General features: G+C 68.2%; 18 protein-coding genes and 2 tRNA genes. 12 read left to right on the top strand and 8 right to left on the bottom strand.

Annotated features, from left to right (window positions below; translation table 11 throughout):
• Window positions 1–20 precede the first annotated feature (20 nt).
• The 3 genes from ACZ6O0_RS20610 to mscL all read left to right on the top strand — a co-directional run bounded on the left by ACZ6O0_RS20610 (window position 21) and on the right by mscL (window position 1530).
• Window positions 21–344 (top strand): FmdB family zinc ribbon protein, encoded by a 324-nt coding sequence (locus ACZ6O0_RS20610; RefSeq protein WP_465766550.1) that lies wholly within the window; start codon window positions 21–23, stop codon window positions 342–344.
• Between the two features lie 57 nt (window positions 345–401).
• Entirely contained in the window at window positions 402–1019 is a 618-nt protein-coding gene (locus ACZ6O0_RS20615) for a CpaB family protein (RefSeq protein ID WP_465766551.1), read from the top strand.
• A 106-nt stretch (window positions 1020–1125) separates the two neighbouring features.
• The gene (gene mscL / locus ACZ6O0_RS20620) at window positions 1126–1530 is read left to right on the top strand and encodes a large conductance mechanosensitive channel protein MscL (protein WP_465766552.1); all 405 of its coding nucleotides are present in this window, start codon (window positions 1126–1128) and stop codon (window positions 1528–1530) included.
• A gap of 223 nt (window positions 1531–1753) precedes the next feature.
• Here mscL and ACZ6O0_RS20625 read toward each other — a convergent pair whose 3' ends face one another.
• From ACZ6O0_RS20625 to ACZ6O0_RS20640, 4 genes are read right to left on the bottom strand one after another with little or no spacing between them, the layout of a single operon-like run.
• The gene (locus ACZ6O0_RS20625) at window positions 1754–2230 is read right to left on the bottom strand and encodes a GNAT family N-acetyltransferase (protein WP_465766553.1); all 477 of its coding nucleotides are present in this window, start codon (window positions 2228–2230) and stop codon (window positions 1754–1756) included.
• Window positions 2231–2243: 13 nt separating this feature from the next.
• Window positions 2244–2867: an alpha/beta fold hydrolase gene (locus ACZ6O0_RS20630; protein ID WP_465766554.1), complete on the bottom strand. Its 624-nt coding sequence runs from the start codon at window positions 2865–2867 to the stop codon at window positions 2244–2246.
• On the bottom strand, window positions 2864–3004 hold the full coding sequence (locus tag ACZ6O0_RS20635) for a hypothetical protein (RefSeq protein WP_465766555.1): 141 nt from the start codon (window positions 3002–3004) through the stop codon (window positions 2864–2866). The genes ACZ6O0_RS20630 and ACZ6O0_RS20635 overlap by 4 nt, the downstream gene beginning before the upstream one ends.
• The gene (locus tag ACZ6O0_RS20640; RefSeq protein ID WP_465766556.1) at window positions 3001–3684 is read right to left on the bottom strand and encodes a hypothetical protein; all 684 of its coding nucleotides are present in this window, start codon (window positions 3682–3684) and stop codon (window positions 3001–3003) included. Before ACZ6O0_RS20640 ends, ACZ6O0_RS20635 begins: the two co-directional genes overlap by 4 nt.
• 353 nt (window positions 3685–4037) lie before the next feature.
• On the opposite strand from ACZ6O0_RS20640, the gene ACZ6O0_RS20645 reads away from it, so the two are divergent.
• A complete protein-coding gene (locus ACZ6O0_RS20645) occupies window positions 4038–4640 on the top strand; it encodes a hypothetical protein (protein WP_465766557.1) in 603 nt (200 codons plus the stop codon).
• Between the two features lie 41 nt (window positions 4641–4681).
• Here ACZ6O0_RS20645 and ACZ6O0_RS20650 read toward each other — a convergent pair whose 3' ends face one another.
• The gene (locus ACZ6O0_RS20650; protein ID WP_465766558.1) at window positions 4682–5962 is read right to left on the bottom strand and encodes a hypothetical protein; all 1281 of its coding nucleotides are present in this window, start codon (window positions 5960–5962) and stop codon (window positions 4682–4684) included.
• Window positions 5963–6060: 98 nt separating this feature from the next.
• Between ACZ6O0_RS20650 and ACZ6O0_RS20655 the strand changes: the two genes are divergently transcribed.
• The 7 genes from ACZ6O0_RS20655 (at window position 6061) to ACZ6O0_RS20685 (ending at window position 13398) form a co-directional block, all read left to right on the top strand.
• Entirely contained in the window at window positions 6061–7359 is a 1299-nt protein-coding gene (locus ACZ6O0_RS20655; protein WP_465766559.1) for an alpha/beta hydrolase, read from the top strand.
• A 105-nt stretch (window positions 7360–7464) separates the two neighbouring features.
• Window positions 7465–7947 (top strand): SigE family RNA polymerase sigma factor, encoded by a 483-nt coding sequence (locus ACZ6O0_RS20660; RefSeq protein WP_465766560.1) that lies wholly within the window; start codon window positions 7465–7467, stop codon window positions 7945–7947.
• Window positions 7948–7956: 9 nt separating this feature from the next.
• Complete coding sequence (locus ACZ6O0_RS20665; protein WP_465766561.1) at window positions 7957–8559, top strand: META domain-containing protein; 603 nt, start codon at window positions 7957–7959, stop codon at window positions 8557–8559.
• A 93-nt stretch (window positions 8560–8652) separates the two neighbouring features.
• Window positions 8653–9945: a S1 family peptidase gene (locus ACZ6O0_RS20670; protein ID WP_465766562.1), complete on the top strand. Its 1293-nt coding sequence runs from the start codon at window positions 8653–8655 to the stop codon at window positions 9943–9945.
• 33 nt (window positions 9946–9978) lie between these two features.
• Window positions 9979–10051: transfer RNA gene (locus tag ACZ6O0_RS20675), tRNA-Arg, on the top strand.
• A gap of 279 nt (window positions 10052–10330) precedes the next feature.
• Window positions 10331–11272 carry a hypothetical protein gene (locus ACZ6O0_RS20680; protein ID WP_465766563.1) on the top strand — a complete coding sequence of 314 codons (942 nt, stop codon included), beginning with the start codon at window positions 10331–10333 and terminating at the stop codon, window positions 11270–11272.
• A 407-nt stretch (window positions 11273–11679) separates the two neighbouring features.
• Entirely contained in the window at window positions 11680–13398 is a 1719-nt protein-coding gene (locus tag ACZ6O0_RS20685; RefSeq protein ID WP_465766564.1) for a hypothetical protein, read from the top strand.
• A gap of 280 nt (window positions 13399–13678) precedes the next feature.
• Here the strand turns inward: ACZ6O0_RS20685 and ACZ6O0_RS20690 are convergent, their stop codons facing one another.
• Window positions 13679–14617, bottom strand: a complete 939-nt coding sequence (locus ACZ6O0_RS20690; RefSeq protein ID WP_465766565.1) for a hypothetical protein — start codon at window positions 14615–14617, stop codon at window positions 13679–13681.
• Window positions 14618–14657: 40 nt separating this feature from the next.
• Here ACZ6O0_RS20690 and ACZ6O0_RS20695 point away from each other — a divergent pair.
• Window positions 14658–14728, top strand: a tRNA-Ser gene (locus tag ACZ6O0_RS20695).
• A gap of 15 nt (window positions 14729–14743) precedes the next feature.
• Here ACZ6O0_RS20695 and ACZ6O0_RS20700 read toward each other — a convergent pair.
• Together ACZ6O0_RS20700 and ACZ6O0_RS20705 are read right to left on the bottom strand one after the other, a co-directional pair.
• Complete coding sequence (locus tag ACZ6O0_RS20700) at window positions 14744–15421, bottom strand: hypothetical protein (protein ID WP_465766566.1); 678 nt, start codon at window positions 15419–15421, stop codon at window positions 14744–14746.
• Window positions 15422–15439: 18 nt separating this feature from the next.
• The gene (locus tag ACZ6O0_RS20705) at window positions 15440–16270 is read right to left on the bottom strand and encodes an MIP/aquaporin family protein (protein ID WP_465766567.1); all 831 of its coding nucleotides are present in this window, start codon (window positions 16268–16270) and stop codon (window positions 15440–15442) included.
• Window positions 16271–16317: the final 47 nt, after the last annotated feature.

Consider the following 16317-nt stretch of genomic DNA (forward strand, 5'->3'; position numbering starts at 1 on the left):
CGGCCTGAAGGGACCCAACCGTGCCGACGTACCAGTACCTGTGCACTGACTGTGGCGAAGCCCTCGAGGTGCGCCAGAGCTTCACCGACGACGCACTGACCGTGTGCCCGAACTGCCAGGGCAATCTGCGCAAGGTCTTCAACGCCGTGGGCGTCGTGTTCAAGGGTTCCGGTTTCTACCGCAACGACAGCCGGTCGACGGGCACGAGCTCGGTGCCGGCGAAGGCCGAGTCGTCGTCCTCCTCTTCGAGTTCGTCGTCGGACACTTCCTCGTCGTCCTCCGCTTCCTCGACGAAGTCGTCCAGCACCTCGTCGTCTTCGGGCACCAGCACCAGCGCAGCCTGATCTGCCCCTGTGGATAACTGAGGGGCGGGTGCCGGAGAAACTCGTACTTTCTCTGGCATGAGAACCCCTCCCTTCCTTCGTGATCTGCTCCGCGCCGCCCGGTGGCACCGTCGGCTCCTGGCCGGCATCGCCGCCGCGGCCGCCGTCTACTTCGGCCTCCTCGCTCTGTCCCCGGCACCTCCGGCGACCGTCGCGGTGCTCGCCGCCGCACGTGACCTCGCCGGCGGAGCTGTGCCCACGGGCGGCGATCTCCGGACCGTCGACCTTCCTCCTGGCTCGGTGCCCGATGGCGTGCTCAGACCCGGCGCGAATCTGACCGCGCGCGTGCTGAGCGGCCCGGTCAGATCCGGCGAGCCACTCACCGACGCCCGATTCCTGGCCCCGACCGCGGTGCCGTCCGGCTCGCTTGCCTATCCATTCCGGATCGACGATGCCGATATCAGCGCGCTCCTCCGCGTCGGCGACCACATCAACCTGTACGCCGCGACCAGTGCGTCGACCGACGCCGGCACCCTGCTCGCCCGAGCCGTCCGCGTCGTCGCCCTGCCAACTCCGCGTACGTCGGCCGGCGGCGCGCTGATCGTGGTCGCGACGACCCCTCAGGTCGCGACCAGACTGGCCCAGGTCATCACGAACTCCAGAATCACCGTTGCTCTGACACCGGACACCAGCTGATCACTCACCGGACATTCGGCAACACGATGTGTGGCCGTGCGGCGCGGCTTCCTCGCCCCGGCAGGGCTGCGGTCCTACCTTGACTCGGGTAAATACCACCCGCTTCGTGGAGGCACCCCACATGCTCAAGGGCTTCAAGGAATTCATCATGCGCGGCAACGTCGTCGACCTCGCGGTCGCCGTCGTCATCGGCGCCGCGTTCGGTGCGATCGTCAAGGCGATCGTGGACGGTCTGATCAACCCGCTGATCGCGGCCATCTTCGGCAAGACCGACATCAGCGGTGTCTGGTCCTTCGAGATCAACAACGCGGTGTTCTCGATCGGCCTGATCCTGCAGGCGGCGCTGAACTTCCTGTGCGTCGCCGCGGCCATCTACTTCCTCATCGTGATGCCGTTGAACAAGCTCGCGGAGCGCCGGGCCCGCGGCCTGGAGCCCGAACCGGACCCGCTGACCACCGACCAGGAGCTGCTGACGGAGATCCGCGACCTGCTGCGGGCCCGTCAGATGTGACCTCGGCGGGAGTGGGCGGGCGCACCAACCTCAGCCCCTGAGCTCGCCGAGCGCCTGCCTGCTCCCCCGGTCGGGACTGTTCACCCGCTCAGCCCGCTCATCCTGCTCAGCCCGCTCGCCCTGCTCAGCCCGCTCGCCCTGCTCAGCCCGCTCGCCCTGCTCAGCCCGGTCACTCTGCTCAGCCCGGTCACTCTGCTCAGCCCGGTCGCTCGGCTCAGCCTGGTCAGCCCGCGAAGCGCAGCCAGCGGTAGGTGATCGGTTGGCCCTCGTTCCACTCGTCCATCAGCGCGGCCGGGACGTCGACGAAACCAGTGCGGTGATAGGTGCGGATCGCGACCGCGTTTTCCGGCCGGACCCGCAGGAAGACCTCCGAGTACCCGGCGGCCAACGCCGGCCCGAGCAAGGCACGCACCAACTCCAGGCCGATCCCGCGGCCACGGACCTTCGGATCCACGATGATCCGGGCCAGCTCGACCTCGTCCTCCTCGTCGTCCAGCCACACCTCGCCGTACCCGACCGGCCGATCACCGTCGAACAGCAGATAGGAGTGGATGTCCGACTCGACCTTCCGCCACGTCGTCTTCAGTTCCTCCGGGAACGGGTACTCGACCCGCCCGGACAGCAACGCCACTTCCTTCGCGTCCACGGCCCATCCTGCGACCAGGACGGCGTACTCGTCGGAAAACCCCCGGAGTTCCACGACCACATCCCCCTCAGTTCACGAACTCGACGATCGTTCGCACCAGCTGATCCAGGGACGGCGGGAAGCCGGGCGCCGGCGGTTCCGGACACCCGGCCAGCTCGCGACTCCCCCGGATCGACCGCAGCAGCGCGTCGACCGTCTTCCGCTGGTGAGCTGGATTCTCCGGTACCGACGGCACGACCGCCACCGGAATTCGTGCCAGCGCGGGCAGGTCGGCATCGGGCACGCCTCGGAGGATCCCGCCCGCGAGTAGCCGGTCGGCGACCTCCGGTGGACAGTCGCGCTCGATCAGACCGGCCCGGGTGCGCGCGTTGACGGCGCTGTCGTCACCGGTCGCCGGCCAGGCGAGCATGAGCCGGTCGACCAAGGCCGGAAACGTCAACGCCAGCAGGGCAGCCACCGTGCACCCGTTGGATGCGCCAACGATCGTGATCGGTTGCACGCGGTTCGCCAGCAGTTCACCCAGGGCGGCGAGTTCGACGTCCCACCCACTCGCCCGCCGCGGACGGTCGGGCGCGAGTACGTCCAGGTGGTACGACGTGAGTCCGTTCACGATGCCCGTCGCACCCCAGAAGGCTTCCGCGTCCATGGCCTCCCAGAGGCCGCCGTGGACGAGGAGCACGGACGCGCTCATCCGTGGTGGGGAGGGACCTCGTTGAGGATGCGCTCGTCGTCGTCGCGGTCGAAGTCGTTCTCGCCCCAGGTCCGCGGGTCGTCGTCACGGGTCTGCTCGGGCAACAGCGGCTCGTCGTCTTCGTACGGGCTCGTCATGGTTCCAGATTACCGAGTCGCCGGGGCTCTCCGGGACCGATTTCACCCTGGACCACACCCGGCGGCAGCTGTGGTCCGATCGCGGCCTGCATCAGGGGCGCGATTCCGGGTTCGCCTTGCCAGCGGTCGTTTCCGAGCACACACCAGGAGGTCAGGACGGACAGTGTCGGCGTGGCCAGCCCGGCCAGTCGCAGTGGCTCCGCGTTCTGGAAGGCGAACGTGATCGTCCAGTTCGCCGGATCGGGGTAGAACTCCTGCACCGCGCTGTAGTAGAAGCTCATCCAGCCGCTCCTCGGCAGGTGACACAGCAGGCGGTAGTTGGTCGCGACCGTCGGAACTTCCTGAAGGTCACGCCACATCAACTCCATGTCCCGCTTGGCCGCCGCCTTCCGGCTGGCGTTCACCGCCGCGTTGGCTGCCATCATCCCCAGCACGAGTGCCGGCTTGCCGATGAACACGCCACCGCTGGTGCTGTAGCGACCGCTGCCGCCGTACAGGCGCGCGTAGTGCGTGGGGGTGTTCACGTACGCGACCTCGCCCGGCTCGAGGACGAGACCGTAGATCGTCAGCGGCTGCGGACTGTTGCCCGCGATCAGCCAGCGCGCCCAGTCGATGCCGAGCTGCCACTCGTCCCGCTCCCGCTGCGCCGCCGCGGCAGCCGCATCCTTCTTCCGTCCCACGGCACAGCATCGTAATCGTCCCCCCACCCCCACAACCGCCCCACGCGAGTCGCCGGACGTCCGAGCCGGTCGTCGGAGCCGGGTTGCCGTCGGAGCGTGCGTTGTCGGAGCCGGTCGTCCGGTGCCGTCGCTCGCCCGACCGGGTGGCGCCGCCACCCGCCCTCGGCCGCTCCGCGCGGGTCGCCCGTACGTGGAGACCGGGTGGACCAGTGCGTGGAGGTTACAGGTGTGCCTCGGTTGGGGCACGATGCCGCGGCGTGACCGGAACGACGCGCCGCCGTGATGTTCTGGCACGCGCGACGTGACTCCGGTCCACCATCATGGGTGACCTTGCCAACCGGAAGGACCGAGTCGTGAGTGCATTACGGACACGGGGCCTGATCGGTGCGACGCTCGTCGTGGCTGTGCTCGGAGTTGCCGCCGCCTGCGGTAACGAGAGCTCCACGTCTCCGCCCGCCGCCCAGCCCACGGATACGCCGACCACCCCCGGCACCACCCCGTCGCCCACCCCCAGCGGCACCCCGAGCACGGACTGCCCCGACACCATCGCCGCCGTCCGCGCCGCCACCGAGAAGGCGGTGTGGGGCCAGGGTGCCGCGACCTCGCTGTTCCAGCCGGTCAGCGTGGCGATCTGCCAATTCGACGTGGAGGCGTCCGGACAGGACTACGCGACCGTGACGACCAGACGCAGCGCCAAGCAGGCAACCGACCTGTTCGCGCTGGTGAACGCGCCGAAGCCCGTGGCGAAGAAGCCGGCCATCTGCACCAAGGATCTCGGCCCGACCTACGTGCTGCGGTTCACCGACAACGACCGCGGCGTGCTGTCCTACACCGTGGAGACCTTCGGCTGCCGCCGGCTGGTGGCGACCTCCCTGGAGGGCCAGGGCAAACCCGGCACGCTACCGGCACCACGACAGGCGACCCCCGAGCTGATCAAGTCGCTCGGCCTGCGCTGACCCCGCGCCGGACGCGCCCCCCGAAGCCGTCCGGACCGGGGTCACCCCGCACCTGCCTTGCGGGTCCCTCCCGAGGTCGACCCGCAAGGCAGGCCGCGGCGGCCGGCGCGGTCGCGCAGACCAGCGGCCGGCGCGCAGACCAGGGCCACGGTGCCAGTCGGCGGCCGGAGTGCCGGCGGCGTCAGGAAAGCTCGCTCAGCCAGCTGCGCAACTCGGCGTCGTCGGCCTCTTCGGGGGGGCAGGACGTGGGCGATCGCACCGTCCGATCCCACGAGCGCGATGGCCGACTCGGTCTCGGTGCTGCCTTCCGGCGGGATGAGTTCCGGGAGACTCGCGACGATCGACCCGACCGCAGCACCCTTCACGTCGATCCCGACCGGCACCACGAACGGCCCGGCTGCCTTCGCCACGGAATCGACGTACTTCTTCTCGTCCTCCGGATTCAGCAGCGATCCCTTCCAGTCGGCCGGCGGTACGGCGATCAGCACCCCGACGACCGCCGGCTTCTCGCCACCGCCGGTCATCGGCACCACCCGCGCCAACGCGGTCTTCAGTGAGCCCGGCGACCCCACCGCGATCACAAACGGCTTCCCGCGGTAGGTCGTGTCGCTGACGTACCCACCACCGACAGCAGGAAGCCGGAACTCGCCGAGCCCGGCCGGCCCTGTCGACTCGCCTTCCTCCGGAGGAACTTCGGCACCCGGCGGAAGATCCGTCGAGAACGTGTCCGCCTTGATCGCCGGACCGAACGTCACCTCGATCGGCACATAGGGTCCGTCCACCAGGATCAGCCCGGTCTGCTCGTCAAGACTGATCTCGCGGGCGGGAGCCGCCTCCTCGCCGGTCTGCTCGTCCATGGGCCGCTCGTCGCACGCGTAACGCACCGCGTTCCGCCCGTACAGCGTCTTCGCACCCAGCCGGCGACCCTTCGGGCAGGTCTTCTCGAACTCGTCCGTCCCCGGCTTGACGAAGAAGGCAACGCCGGGCATGTCGTTACCCGGATCGGCGTCACGCTGGTAACCCTCGCCCGGCGTGTAGATCAGCATGACCTGACCGTCCCAGACCTGGTAGTACCCCTCGTTCGGCCCACTCACGGCGGTGATCCGGTACCGACGGTTGCCATCGGCAAAGATCTCGATGTTCCCGGGATCCGCCTCCGTGCCCGGATAGACGATCCGGACGAGGTCGGGTGGCGCCGGAGTCGACGGGCTCGTCCGGGTCTCGGTCGCGGGACCACGGTCGGCCCCGCAGGCGGCGGCAACCAGCGCGACGACAGCCACGGTCGCCGCCAAACGTTTGAGTTCATTCCTCCAAACAGACATCGCGGTACTCCTCCCCCTCCTGCTCAGTCTGCGCCGATGCCCAGCGTCTTGCCAGCAGGTCGCACTTGACTGCACCCTGAGCACTCCGGGAGGAGTACATGCGACTGATTCACTGGCTGGGCGCGCTTCTCCTCGTCTGCACCGCCTGTTCCGCACCCCAACCGTCCACCTGCGCGGACGGCTTCACCTGTACGACGTTGCGCGTACCACTCGACCACCAGCGGGCGGACGGTCCGTCGCTGGACCTGGCGGTGATCGCGGCCGACAACGTGGACGCACCACGGGGCGTGCTGCTGATGCTCGCGGGCGGCCCCGGCCAACCCGGTGTCTCGCTCCTGCCACGCATCCGGAACAACATCCAGCCCGACGTGCTGCGCGAGTACAGGGTGGTCATGTTCGATCAGCGAGGCACCGGGCCGAAGGGGATCGACTGTCCGGCCTTGCAGCAAGCTGTGGGCGGTTCGGACTTTCTGACGCCGCCTGGTGAGGCTGTGGATGAGTGTGCGCAGCGGATCGGCTCTGGGCTCGGGTACTACGGCACGCCGGACACAGTCGAGGACATCGAGCTGCTGCGGCAGTACCTCAAGGTGGATCGGCTGACTCTCGACGGGACGTCGTACGGCAGCTTCACGGCAGCGCAGTACGGGTTGAAGTATCCGGATCACGTGCAGGCGCTGGTGCTGGACTCGGTGGTCCCGCACAAGGGCTTCGACCCGATGGGCGTGGACCTGATGGCTGCGACCGGCGGAGTGCTCACGGCTGCGTGTCGCCAGGATCCTTCGTGTACGACGGATCCCGTCGCCGACCTCGCCTGGTTGGTGCAGCATGGCGTGAGCGGCACGGACCTGATGGAGAGCCTGTCGGTCGCAAGCCTGAACTCGGTCAACCCTTCACTGCAAGGGATCCCGGCGATCCTGCATGCCGCGCGCAACGGTGACGACGCGGGTCTCAAGGAGCTCTTCCAGCAGACCACCAGCGCAGGCCTGAGCTACGACACCCTCTCGGCCGGACTGCACATGGCCACGCTGTGCTCGGACCTCCACTACCCCTGGTCCGGCTCGGCCAACCGCACTGCCGCCCTCGATACCGCCGTACGACGTCTGGACCCGAAGCGGCTGTATCCGTACGACGTGGCGACCGCACGGGAGCAGCTGATGATCCAGGGCTGCCTGAGGTGGCCGGCCGCGCGAGTGTCGACGTACCCGGCCGGTCAGGAACTGTTGCCGCGGACACTGATCCTGCACGGGAGCAACGACCTGTTCTGCCCACTCGAGTGGGCCCGCTGGGAACAGGCGCACGCGCGGTCGGCCCGGTTGGTCGTCATACCGGGGAGTGGGCACAGTGTGCAGCGCGATCCGCGCGGGCAGGAGGCGGTACGCGCGTTCTTGCTGGTCTAGTCCGGCATGGTGAGATCCAACTGTGCGTGAACGGTTGCAGCACCCTGAGGGGCTGGGTGCGTCTAATAGGTGTGAGGTGTTGTACGCCCAGCCAGGGAGCGGCGAGTGGAGTTCGAGGAGTACGTATCCGCCCGTGGACAGGAACTGGTGCGGCTCGGGTTCACCGTCTCCGGGGACTATCAGCGAGCGGAGGACCTGGCGCAGATCGCGCTGATGCAGGCGTTCCGGTCCTGGCGGAAGGTGCGCAAGGCGGACGACCCGCACCACTACGTCCGGCGGATCCTGATCAACGCGTATCTGTCGATGACGCGGCGGCGCTCGTTCAGCGAGGCGCCGACGGCCGACGTCGACGCCGAGCGCACGGTGCCGGACCCCGCCACCGACATCGTGAACTCCGACGACCTCTGGCGGGCCCTCGCGACGTTGTCGGCCCGGGAGCGGGTCGTGCTGGTGCTGCGCTACTACCAGGACCTGGACGACCGCACGATCGCCGACGTGCTCGGCATCAAACCGTCCTCCGTGCGTGCGACCGCCAGTCGAGCGCTCGCCACGTTGCGGAAGACCAGGCAAGCCAACCGTGTTGGATGAGAGGTTGTCGTGAGCAACACCGATCTCGAGGATGACCTGCGGGGAACCTTCGACCGTGCCGCGGCCTCGGTGCCGCAGGCCACCGGGCTGACCGAGCGGGCGACGGCGGGCGCGCGCCAGGCGCAGCGCCGGACCTGGATCATCTCCGGAGCGGCCGCGGTCGCGGTGGCCGCCATCGCCGTCGCGGGCTTCGGCGTGGCCGGATCGAACAAGCCCGCCCAGCCGCCGGTCGCGGGTGCGCAGACGCCGGCGGCCACCACTGCGACGCCGGAGCCGCCGACGGCGCAGACCGTGTCCGGGACGTGGCGGCCGGTCCAGATGACTGGGCTCAAGGCACTGCAGGCGACCCGGCCGGACGATCCGGTGCTCATACTCCGTCCGGACGGGACATGGGGCGGTTCCGATGGCTGCAACGCGCTGCAGGGGACGTTCACGATCGGCCAGCGGGGCGAGTTCAGCGCGACGGCCGGGCCGCAGCGGTTGGTCGGCTGCGACAACGTGCCGCACACCGGCGTATTGCAGGCCGCCAAGCGGGTCGCGGCCGACGGTGACACGCTCCAGTTCTTCGGCGCCGACGGGCGCCAACTTGCGAAGTACGCTCGCGCAGGGTAGCTGAATTTGCTTGCTTAGGGTGATCGGCTATTGACTGAGCGGAGTCTCTGACCGGACGATGTATCGAGGCCGTCCACCGATTTGGGGAGCTACGTGCGACTCTCAGCCACCGTTCCGCTGCTCACCCTCGGCTCAGTCTCACTCCTCGCAGTCGGCCTCACAGCGACAGCAAACCCGAGCAGCCCGGCCACGTCGGCCGCGTGCTCCCATGCCCAGCCGAGCGCGAGCTCGACCGAATCCAAGCGACAGGCGCAGCCAACGTCGGCCAAGGACCCGCGACCGCTCGGTGAGACGCTCGGCGACGGGATCACCGCCGCCGTCCGTTCACTCGAGCCGCTGGACGCGACGGGCCGGCCGAAGTCCGGGCTGCCCTACGGGCTGAGCCAGGGCGTGATCGGCGTGGTCGGCTCCGCGTCGACCGGCTACAAGGTCGTGGTGGACAGCGCCAAACTGGACGAGAAGAAGTACCAGTCCGCGATGGCCGGCAACGTCCCCGCCGCGGGCAAGCAGCTGGTGCGCATCGAGCGCAGCTGCCGCTCGGCCCAGTCGATCGCCGACGCCTGGAACTCGGTCGGTGCACGCTCCTGGTCGGACGACGCCGCCCGTACGACGTTCGCCGCGGACCTCGACCCGGTCAGCGAGAACATCCTGGTCGAGTACGACCAGGCCAGCACCTCCCCCGCGTCATTGGAGGGCCTTCGTGGACTGTCCGGCGTACAGCTCGTCGCGGGTTCGCTCGCACGGACGTCCCGGCTCAGCGACACACCGAAGGGCGGTCACTGGGGAGGCGCGCGGATCACGTCGGCCTTGAAGAACTGCTCGGCCGGCTTCTCCGTCGTACGCCGTTCCAACGGGCAACGCGGCTCGGTCACCGCCGGCCACTGCGGCGGTCCGGGGACGGTGTGGAAGTCGGGCACCAACTACTACGGCACCACCGCGGTCCGGACGAACTACCCCGACTACGACCAGTCCCTGCTGACCGGCAGCACCTACGGGCCGAAGATCTGGACCGACGGCCCCGGTGACTCGGCCAATACCCGCACTGTCACCGGCGGCGCCGACCCTGGTGTCGGCACGGTCGTATGCCAGTCCGGCAGCTTCAGTACATCGCTCTGCGGGATCACGGTCCGCTCGACGTCAGCGAAGTACTGCGACACCGAGGGCTGTACGACGTACGTCATCCGCGCCACCCGCGGCGGCCAGATCGCCATCATCGGCGGCGACTCCGGCGGCCCGGTCTACACCCGCCCCGGCGCCACCACCGCCACCATCCGCGGCATCACCTTCGCCGGCTCCGGCTGCGCCTCCTCCCGCTGCACCACCCTCTACGCCGAGCGCTACGCCTCCATCGCCGGCCACCTGGGCGTCTACGCCCTCACCGGCTAACCCCCACCCCTCCGCTAAGCTGTCCCCGCGTGCGCCCCCGTAGCTCAGGGGATAGAGCGTCGGTTTCCTAAACCGTGCGTCGCAGGTTCGAATCCTGCCGGGGGCACCTCCAACCAATCCCGATTACGCGCTCCCGCGTGGGGCTACTCGTGGTGCGAACTCGACGCACGTCAGGTCAACTCCAGTCTGTAGGACTCACTCGGCCGAGACACACGATCACCGCACCGGCCGCCACTCCCACGGACCAGGCTCGCGTCGACTTGCACCGGCCGACCTGCCAGACCAGAATGCCGGGGTCGACGATCCTGCGGGGGCCGGTGTGGCCGGGTCGGTCGGCGTCCGTCCACTCGCCGGTCCTGGGACCGGCTACAGCCCTGGGGAGATCGTGGATATCGCATCGGTGGACGCGCGTGCCCGCAGCAAGAACTCGCGCGCGGTGAAATTACTCGGTGGAGCCGGGGCGCTGGCGCTGCTGGTCGGCGGGGTCACGCTGGCCGTCGCGCCATCGGCCACTGCCGACGGCATCGTCCAGACCGGTCATCCGAGTTGTGCGGAGCTGGCTCCGGGCTCGATCGAGGTCGTGTTCGAGAATCCGCAGCTCGGTGCTCAGACAAAGTCGGCGCCGGGGGTGTCGAACGTGGTGGTGACCGGCAAGCGGCTGCTCGCCGACGACCCTTTCCATCCAGGCGACCAGACCGGTGACTTCGTCGTGTACTTCACGACCGGCGGTGGACCGGCCGTGGGCGTCATCGTCATCGGCGGACCGGACGCCAACTTCTACGACTACCGGCCGGACGGTACGCACGGCAGACTCAACCTGCACTCCCCGGTCGACGACAGCAGTGGCCACTTCTACGCCATCAGCCAAGTATCGGTCTGCGTCATCGCCGACGTCCCGTCACCCACCCCGACGCCCACGCCCACCCCGACCTCCACGCCCACTCCGACACCGACACCGACCCTGACGCCTACCGCCACGCCCACCCCGACTCCGAGCGACACGCCATCGGGCACGCCGTCGACCGAGCCGAGCCAGACACCCGGAACCACACCGAGCGGCACGCCGACGGGAGCGCCTAGCGGCACTCCGTCCGATACCCCCGGTCAGCCGTCGTCCGCGACTCCCAGCAGTCCTTGGGGTGTTCCGACCGAGGTCGACGCCGGCGGATCAGGTGGGACGAAGGCGTCGTCAGCCCACACGACGACGGCCGCCGCGGTCATGAAGCGGCCAAGCGTGTGGGGCGTCGCTCTCCTCAGCCTCGGTGGAGCTCTCCTGCTCAGTGGCTTGGTGAAGACACTGCGGCGGCGCGGCCAACGCTCCTCCTGATGCGACCAAAGTTGGGAGCTGCTGGTCCAAGGGACGTCGACCTAGCTGCCGGGCGTTGTAGGCGGAACGGCATCCTGCGCGATGAGATCCACGCGAACCGGCATCCTCCCCGACGCGCGTCCGGCGTTCATTAATGACCGCGTCTCGAAGGTTGCGCGGCCACCGAACCCAGCACCCGTCAGCCACTGGGTTCGGGGTGAGAACGCCGGAATGCCATCCGGAGGTCGCGCGGACGTGTCGACAGCCTGGCCGGGTCCGATCCACGCTCGTTCGGGAGTCGGGTGCGGCCGAGCCAGGGGCCGCCTTCGCTGACCTACGCGTCACTGGCGTCGGCGACCGCGTAGCCTGCGACCGATGGGGTGCCACGGCGGCTATGTCGTTGGACCTGAGACACAACGCTCAACGAGGTGATCGCCATCAGTTTCAACGATGCCGTCGGGTGGTCGAACATTGTCGGCGCAAGCGTAGCCGTCCTGGCTCTTGCGATAGGCGCTCTGGCGAGCTCGTCCAGGTACCAGGCTCGAGCCCTGTTCGCCCGCCGGCGCCGCTATCTGCTTCGAGCGCTGCGCCATGCCGGATGGAAAGTGAACCGCTGGCGCTTCGGGCTTCTCACGCGGGCGCTCGTAGACCGCCGCGTAACTCGAGGACATCCCGTGGTCCAAGAAGAGATCGCCTGGCTGTCCGCGCTGGTAACTGCCACCCCCACGGTCGGCGCTCCCGAAATCGAAGGCGCTACGCCGAAGCAATCGCCAGTACCTGTCCCGATCACGTTCACCGTCTTCGCCGACGACATCGATTATGAGCAACGTCTGGTGCGTCTCGCGACGGCCTACGACCGGTACGCGGTCGCCGTACGCCGGCGCTGGCTGCTGCGATCCACGGCCGGACCGTTGGTCGCCGAGGAATACGCTTGCGCTCGCGAGACTGCGAGCCAGCTGCGGCGCTGGGCGTCGTTTCGTCCCATCCCGCCGACCCGTGACCCGTCCGGTCTCCGCGGCTTCACCGTCACTCTGCCGCCAACACTGCAGGGACCGGGTGGCTCCGTGAAGCGCAGCGTCCGGCTGGTCACCTGGCCACAGATGGACAGCGCCAGGTCTTCCATCACGTTTCCCCTGGTCGGCGCATCGTTCCAGCCGTACCGAGTCACAGTTGCGGGTCGGCCCGTCGCCGAAGGCAACGATGGTCTGCCTCGCCAGCTTGCCTGGGTCACGGACCCCATCGGCGAAGCGGCCCGCGACCCACTCACCTTCGATGGTGTCCTGACTCGCTGGCACGGCGACGGATTCCGGCTCGAGATCGATGGGGTGACCGGTCGTCAGAAGCTCCATCTGTGCCTCAGCGAAACCTCGTACTTCGCGTTCCGCGCGACCCAGTTCCCGGAAGCCGCCGCGAAGAGTCCGACCCCCAAGCTTTCCCGACTGCTCTCGCTGAACCTGCTCGCGATGGACGCTGACGAGAACGTCCTCTTGGTGCGCCGTTCAGACTACGTCGTCCACGCCGGCGGTTACGCCGGCACGGTCAGCGGCAACTGTGAACTGGCTAGTCGAGAAGGCGTACACGCCGACGTCGACGTCCATGGATTTCCGGACGTATTGACCGCGATCGCCAGGGAAGCACGTGAAGAACTCGGCCTCGATCTTTCAAGCTACGAGTCGCAACTCGGTGCGCTGGGCGTCATTGAAATCGACACCGATCGGGAACTCGGCACTCACATTCTGGTCGCGACCGCGCTACTCCCACAGTCAGCCGACAAGTTTGAGCCGAATCGCTCCGCGATCGATCCGGTCGAGGGCGCATGGGAGATCGGCGACCGGGCGATGATCATCAATATGCGCGAGGCGACGCAGTCCGCGCGAAACGCCAAAGCCTTCATCGCATGGCTCCGCTCTGCGAGCGAGCTCACCCCACATGCGGTTGGAGCCCTGCTCCTCCTGATGATCGCACGCCAGCAGCTACGTGAGCGTCAGTCCCTGCGCGCACAGGCCTCGGGCAGACCGCACGACAGCCTGACCTGGACATCAACGAACCTCGCGGAGTGGCTACAGGAACCGCTACCTCCTACGGCGCCAGACGTTACCCCGTTCGTACGCGACCGCCCACTTTTCAACTCGAGGTCAAAACGCTGACAAGCGGTGACATACCAACGCCGAGTCCCGACGATCAGAGACATTGCCGAGCTGGCAGAGGTGCGACAGTCCGAGTGGGATGCGCTGATCACACGCTCAGCCCTGTTCGGTGTCGCACCACACCGGGAACCCGCGGATTTCGGCTGTCTCTGCTGCCTGATCTGCCCTCGATTGTCCGGGGTTCATTGACAGACCGATTGACAGCCGGAGGACCCACGGGGACGGCCACGACGCTGCATGTCCTGGGTCGCTCACGCGACAGTCGGCAGCGGCGTACAGGTCACTCTCCGAACAGCAGTGGAGCGGTGCCGGGCTCGGCGGCGTGGCGGAAGTAGACCGGGTCGGTGAAGGTGGCCGGTACCTTGCCGAGTCCCTTGATGACCGTGGCAGCGGCGTTCGCGTGGCCGACGGCGTACAGGTAGCCGGACTGGGTGTCCTTGTCGATGCCGAGCAGCAGGGTGCCGTACTGGCCGCACTTCTCGGCGATCAGGGCGTCGAAGGCCTGCCAAGTGGAGTCGCGGACCCTCTTCACGACCGGCTTCATCGGCGACGTCAGGGGAAGCCGGATCGTGTAGAGGGCGCCGCCGCGAGTGGTGGCCAGGAAGGTGTCGTACGTCGCGGTCTGGCTGATCAGCGCCATCGTCTTGACCGCCGCGAAGCCACCCGCGGACTGCGGGTTGGTCCAGCCGAACCCGCCTCTGTCGTCCCACCGGGTGAGCGTGCCGTTTCCGCGCAGCGAGTAGTGGTTGACCAAGGCAAAGGGGTTCGTATCGTGCGGGTAGCTCGTCTCGAGGAAGGTGGCGTCACCCCAGCCGCCACCGATCCGGAAGTTGTGCGACTGCGACCGGTCGACCTCGCCGGCTTCGGTGAGGAAGTACGTGCTGCTGTACAGCCCCGAGCCGATCACCACGTGGCCGGAGTACGCGCCGCCGGTAGTGGGGACGACGGGGTCGTTGAAGAACAGACTGCTCAACCTGGGCCGGCCCTCAGGAAAGAGGTCGGTGTACCGCGTCTTCTCCTGCACCGTTGGCGGTGAGCCGGCAGTGATCACCCGGTGCGTGTGATCGCCACCGGCAGTCACCGACCCGGGCTCAATCTTGCAGGCCGCGGCGGCGGTTGTGTCAGCAGCCAGTGCCTCGCCCGCAGTCCCGGCCAGCATCCCCGTCACCAGCGCCGCGGCAGCAGCCATCCGCCCCGCAGTACTGAGTCGTCTCGACATGTTGACCATCCCTCCCCAAACAGCATCTGGGCGTCGCCCTGCCGAAGCTGGCGCCGCATCTACCTCGGTTTCCTAAACCGTGCGTCGCAGGTTCGAATCCTGCCGGGGGCACCCTTTGATGGCTTTTTAGTCGCCGGGGGGTTGGGACAGCCATTCCTGGTAGGACTTGGATTCGTTGAGGGCGGGTTCGGCGGGGCCGGGTAGGGGGTTGTTGAAGACGTGGCGGGCGGTGGCTTCGAGGGCGGTTCGGAGTAGGTCGGGAGGGCCGCTTGCCTCGAAGCCCAGGGTCCACCAGGTCTGGCCGATCGTGTTGACCTCGGTGAGTTCCACGTCGCACTGCGGCTCCTGGTACCGCTGTGCGGCGCGTGTCACGATCTGGCCGCCTGCTAGTGCGAAACGGCTGATGCGTCGGCTTTTGTGGACGGGCCGCCAACCGGCCGGGCTGCCGTCGTACTGGGCGGCCGCGCTGACCGGAAAGGACCATTTCTGCCAGGACTCCAGGTGTCCGCGGGTGCGGTCCGTCACCTCCAGGATTCCCGGGCTCCCGTGGTACATCTTGACCTCCAGTGCCCGGCCGCCGCGGATCTTCACCGACAGGCCGGGCAAGCGCGGGTTTACCAGGTAGTTGTCCTCGCGCGACTCCGTCTCGATCGGGAACCGCCCGAACCATCCGGTCACCGCGGTCTCCAACTGGCCCGGGAAGATCCAGCGCACCTCCAGGCTGCGGACTTCCGCACCGGCTAAGCCCTGAGGCGGTTCAGCCGTCATCGCCACACGCTCCTGACGCTGGCCGGATGCCAACATGTCTGCGGGCCTGCCTGCCTACTCAGTGGCTTCGGGCGTGGGCGTGCGAGTCATCGGCAGAGCGCCGCCCTCGGCGGCCTCGAGCTCCTCCTTGTCGGGCAGCCCGCGCACGGCTCCGATGATCGCCACCGCGATGGCGGCGCCCACCACCGGGCCGGCGATATAGATCCACCACCCCGTGTAGTCGTTGCCGACGATGTCGGGCCCGAGGGTACGAGCCGGGTTCATGGAGGCGCCGCTGATCGGGCTGGCGAACAGGCCGAGCAGCGCGACCGTCGAGCCGACCGCGATCGCCGCGTTGTGGCCGATGCTGCGGCCCCCGGTCGCGGTGTTGAGGATGACGCTGACCAGGATCGCGGTCAGCACCATTTCCATCACCAGCGACTTCCACTCCCCGCCAGGAGTGCCGATCGGGTAGTTGCCGCCCTGGCTGACATCGCCGAACATCACCTCCAGGAACAGCGCGGCACAGATGGTCCCGGCCATCTGGACCGCCCAGTACGGCACCACCCATTTGGTGGGAAACACTCCCCGGGCGGCGAAGGCGAAGGTCACCGCGGGGTTGATGTGGAGTCCCGACAGCGGACCCCAGGCGTAGATCATGGCCATCACCACCGCGCCGGGCGCGATCACCGCCGCGGTCCTGCTGATCGGTTCGTTGCCCACGTAATGGTTGATCACCCCCGATCCGGCCGCCACCGTCACCAGGACGAAGGTGCCCAGGAACTCGATGATCAGCCGGATCCACAACGGCCGCTGCCGCAGGGTGTCTTCCTCGAACCGGATGAAGTACCGGCGCCCCAGTGACGTCGCTCGCTCGTCAACGGGATCAATGGCGGGGTCTGCCATCGCGCATCCCTTTCCTGCTCGGCCGGGCCGGACCGCCCGGGTTCGGT

This window comes from Kribbella sp. NPDC048837, assembly GCF_055586945.1.

Coding starts and splice junctions, on each gene's coding strand:
- ACZ6O0_RS20615 (WP_465766551.1), top strand. CDS start 402: ATGAGAACCCCTCCCTTCCTTCGTGATCTGCTCCGCGCCGCCCGGTGG.
- ACZ6O0_RS20630 (WP_465766554.1), bottom strand. CDS start 2,867: ATGAGCGCGTCCGTGCTCCTCGTCCACGGCGGCCTCTGGGAGGCCATG.
- ACZ6O0_RS20635 (WP_465766555.1), bottom strand. CDS start 3,004: ATGACGAGCCCGTACGAAGACGACGAGCCGCTGTTGCCCGAGCAGACC.
- ACZ6O0_RS20650 (WP_465766558.1), bottom strand. CDS start 5,962: ATGTCTGTTTGGAGGAATGAACTCAAACGTTTGGCGGCGACCGTGGCT.
- ACZ6O0_RS20655 (WP_465766559.1), top strand. CDS start 6,061: ATGCGACTGATTCACTGGCTGGGCGCGCTTCTCCTCGTCTGCACCGCC.
- ACZ6O0_RS20690 (WP_465766565.1), bottom strand. CDS start 14,617: ATGTCGAGACGACTCAGTACTGCGGGGCGGATGGCTGCTGCCGCGGCG.
- ACZ6O0_RS20700 (WP_465766566.1), bottom strand. CDS start 15,421: ATGTTGGCATCCGGCCAGCGTCAGGAGCGTGTGGCGATGACGGCTGAA.
- ACZ6O0_RS20705 (WP_465766567.1), bottom strand. CDS start 16,270: ATGGCAGACCCCGCCATTGATCCCGTTGACGAGCGAGCGACGTCACTG.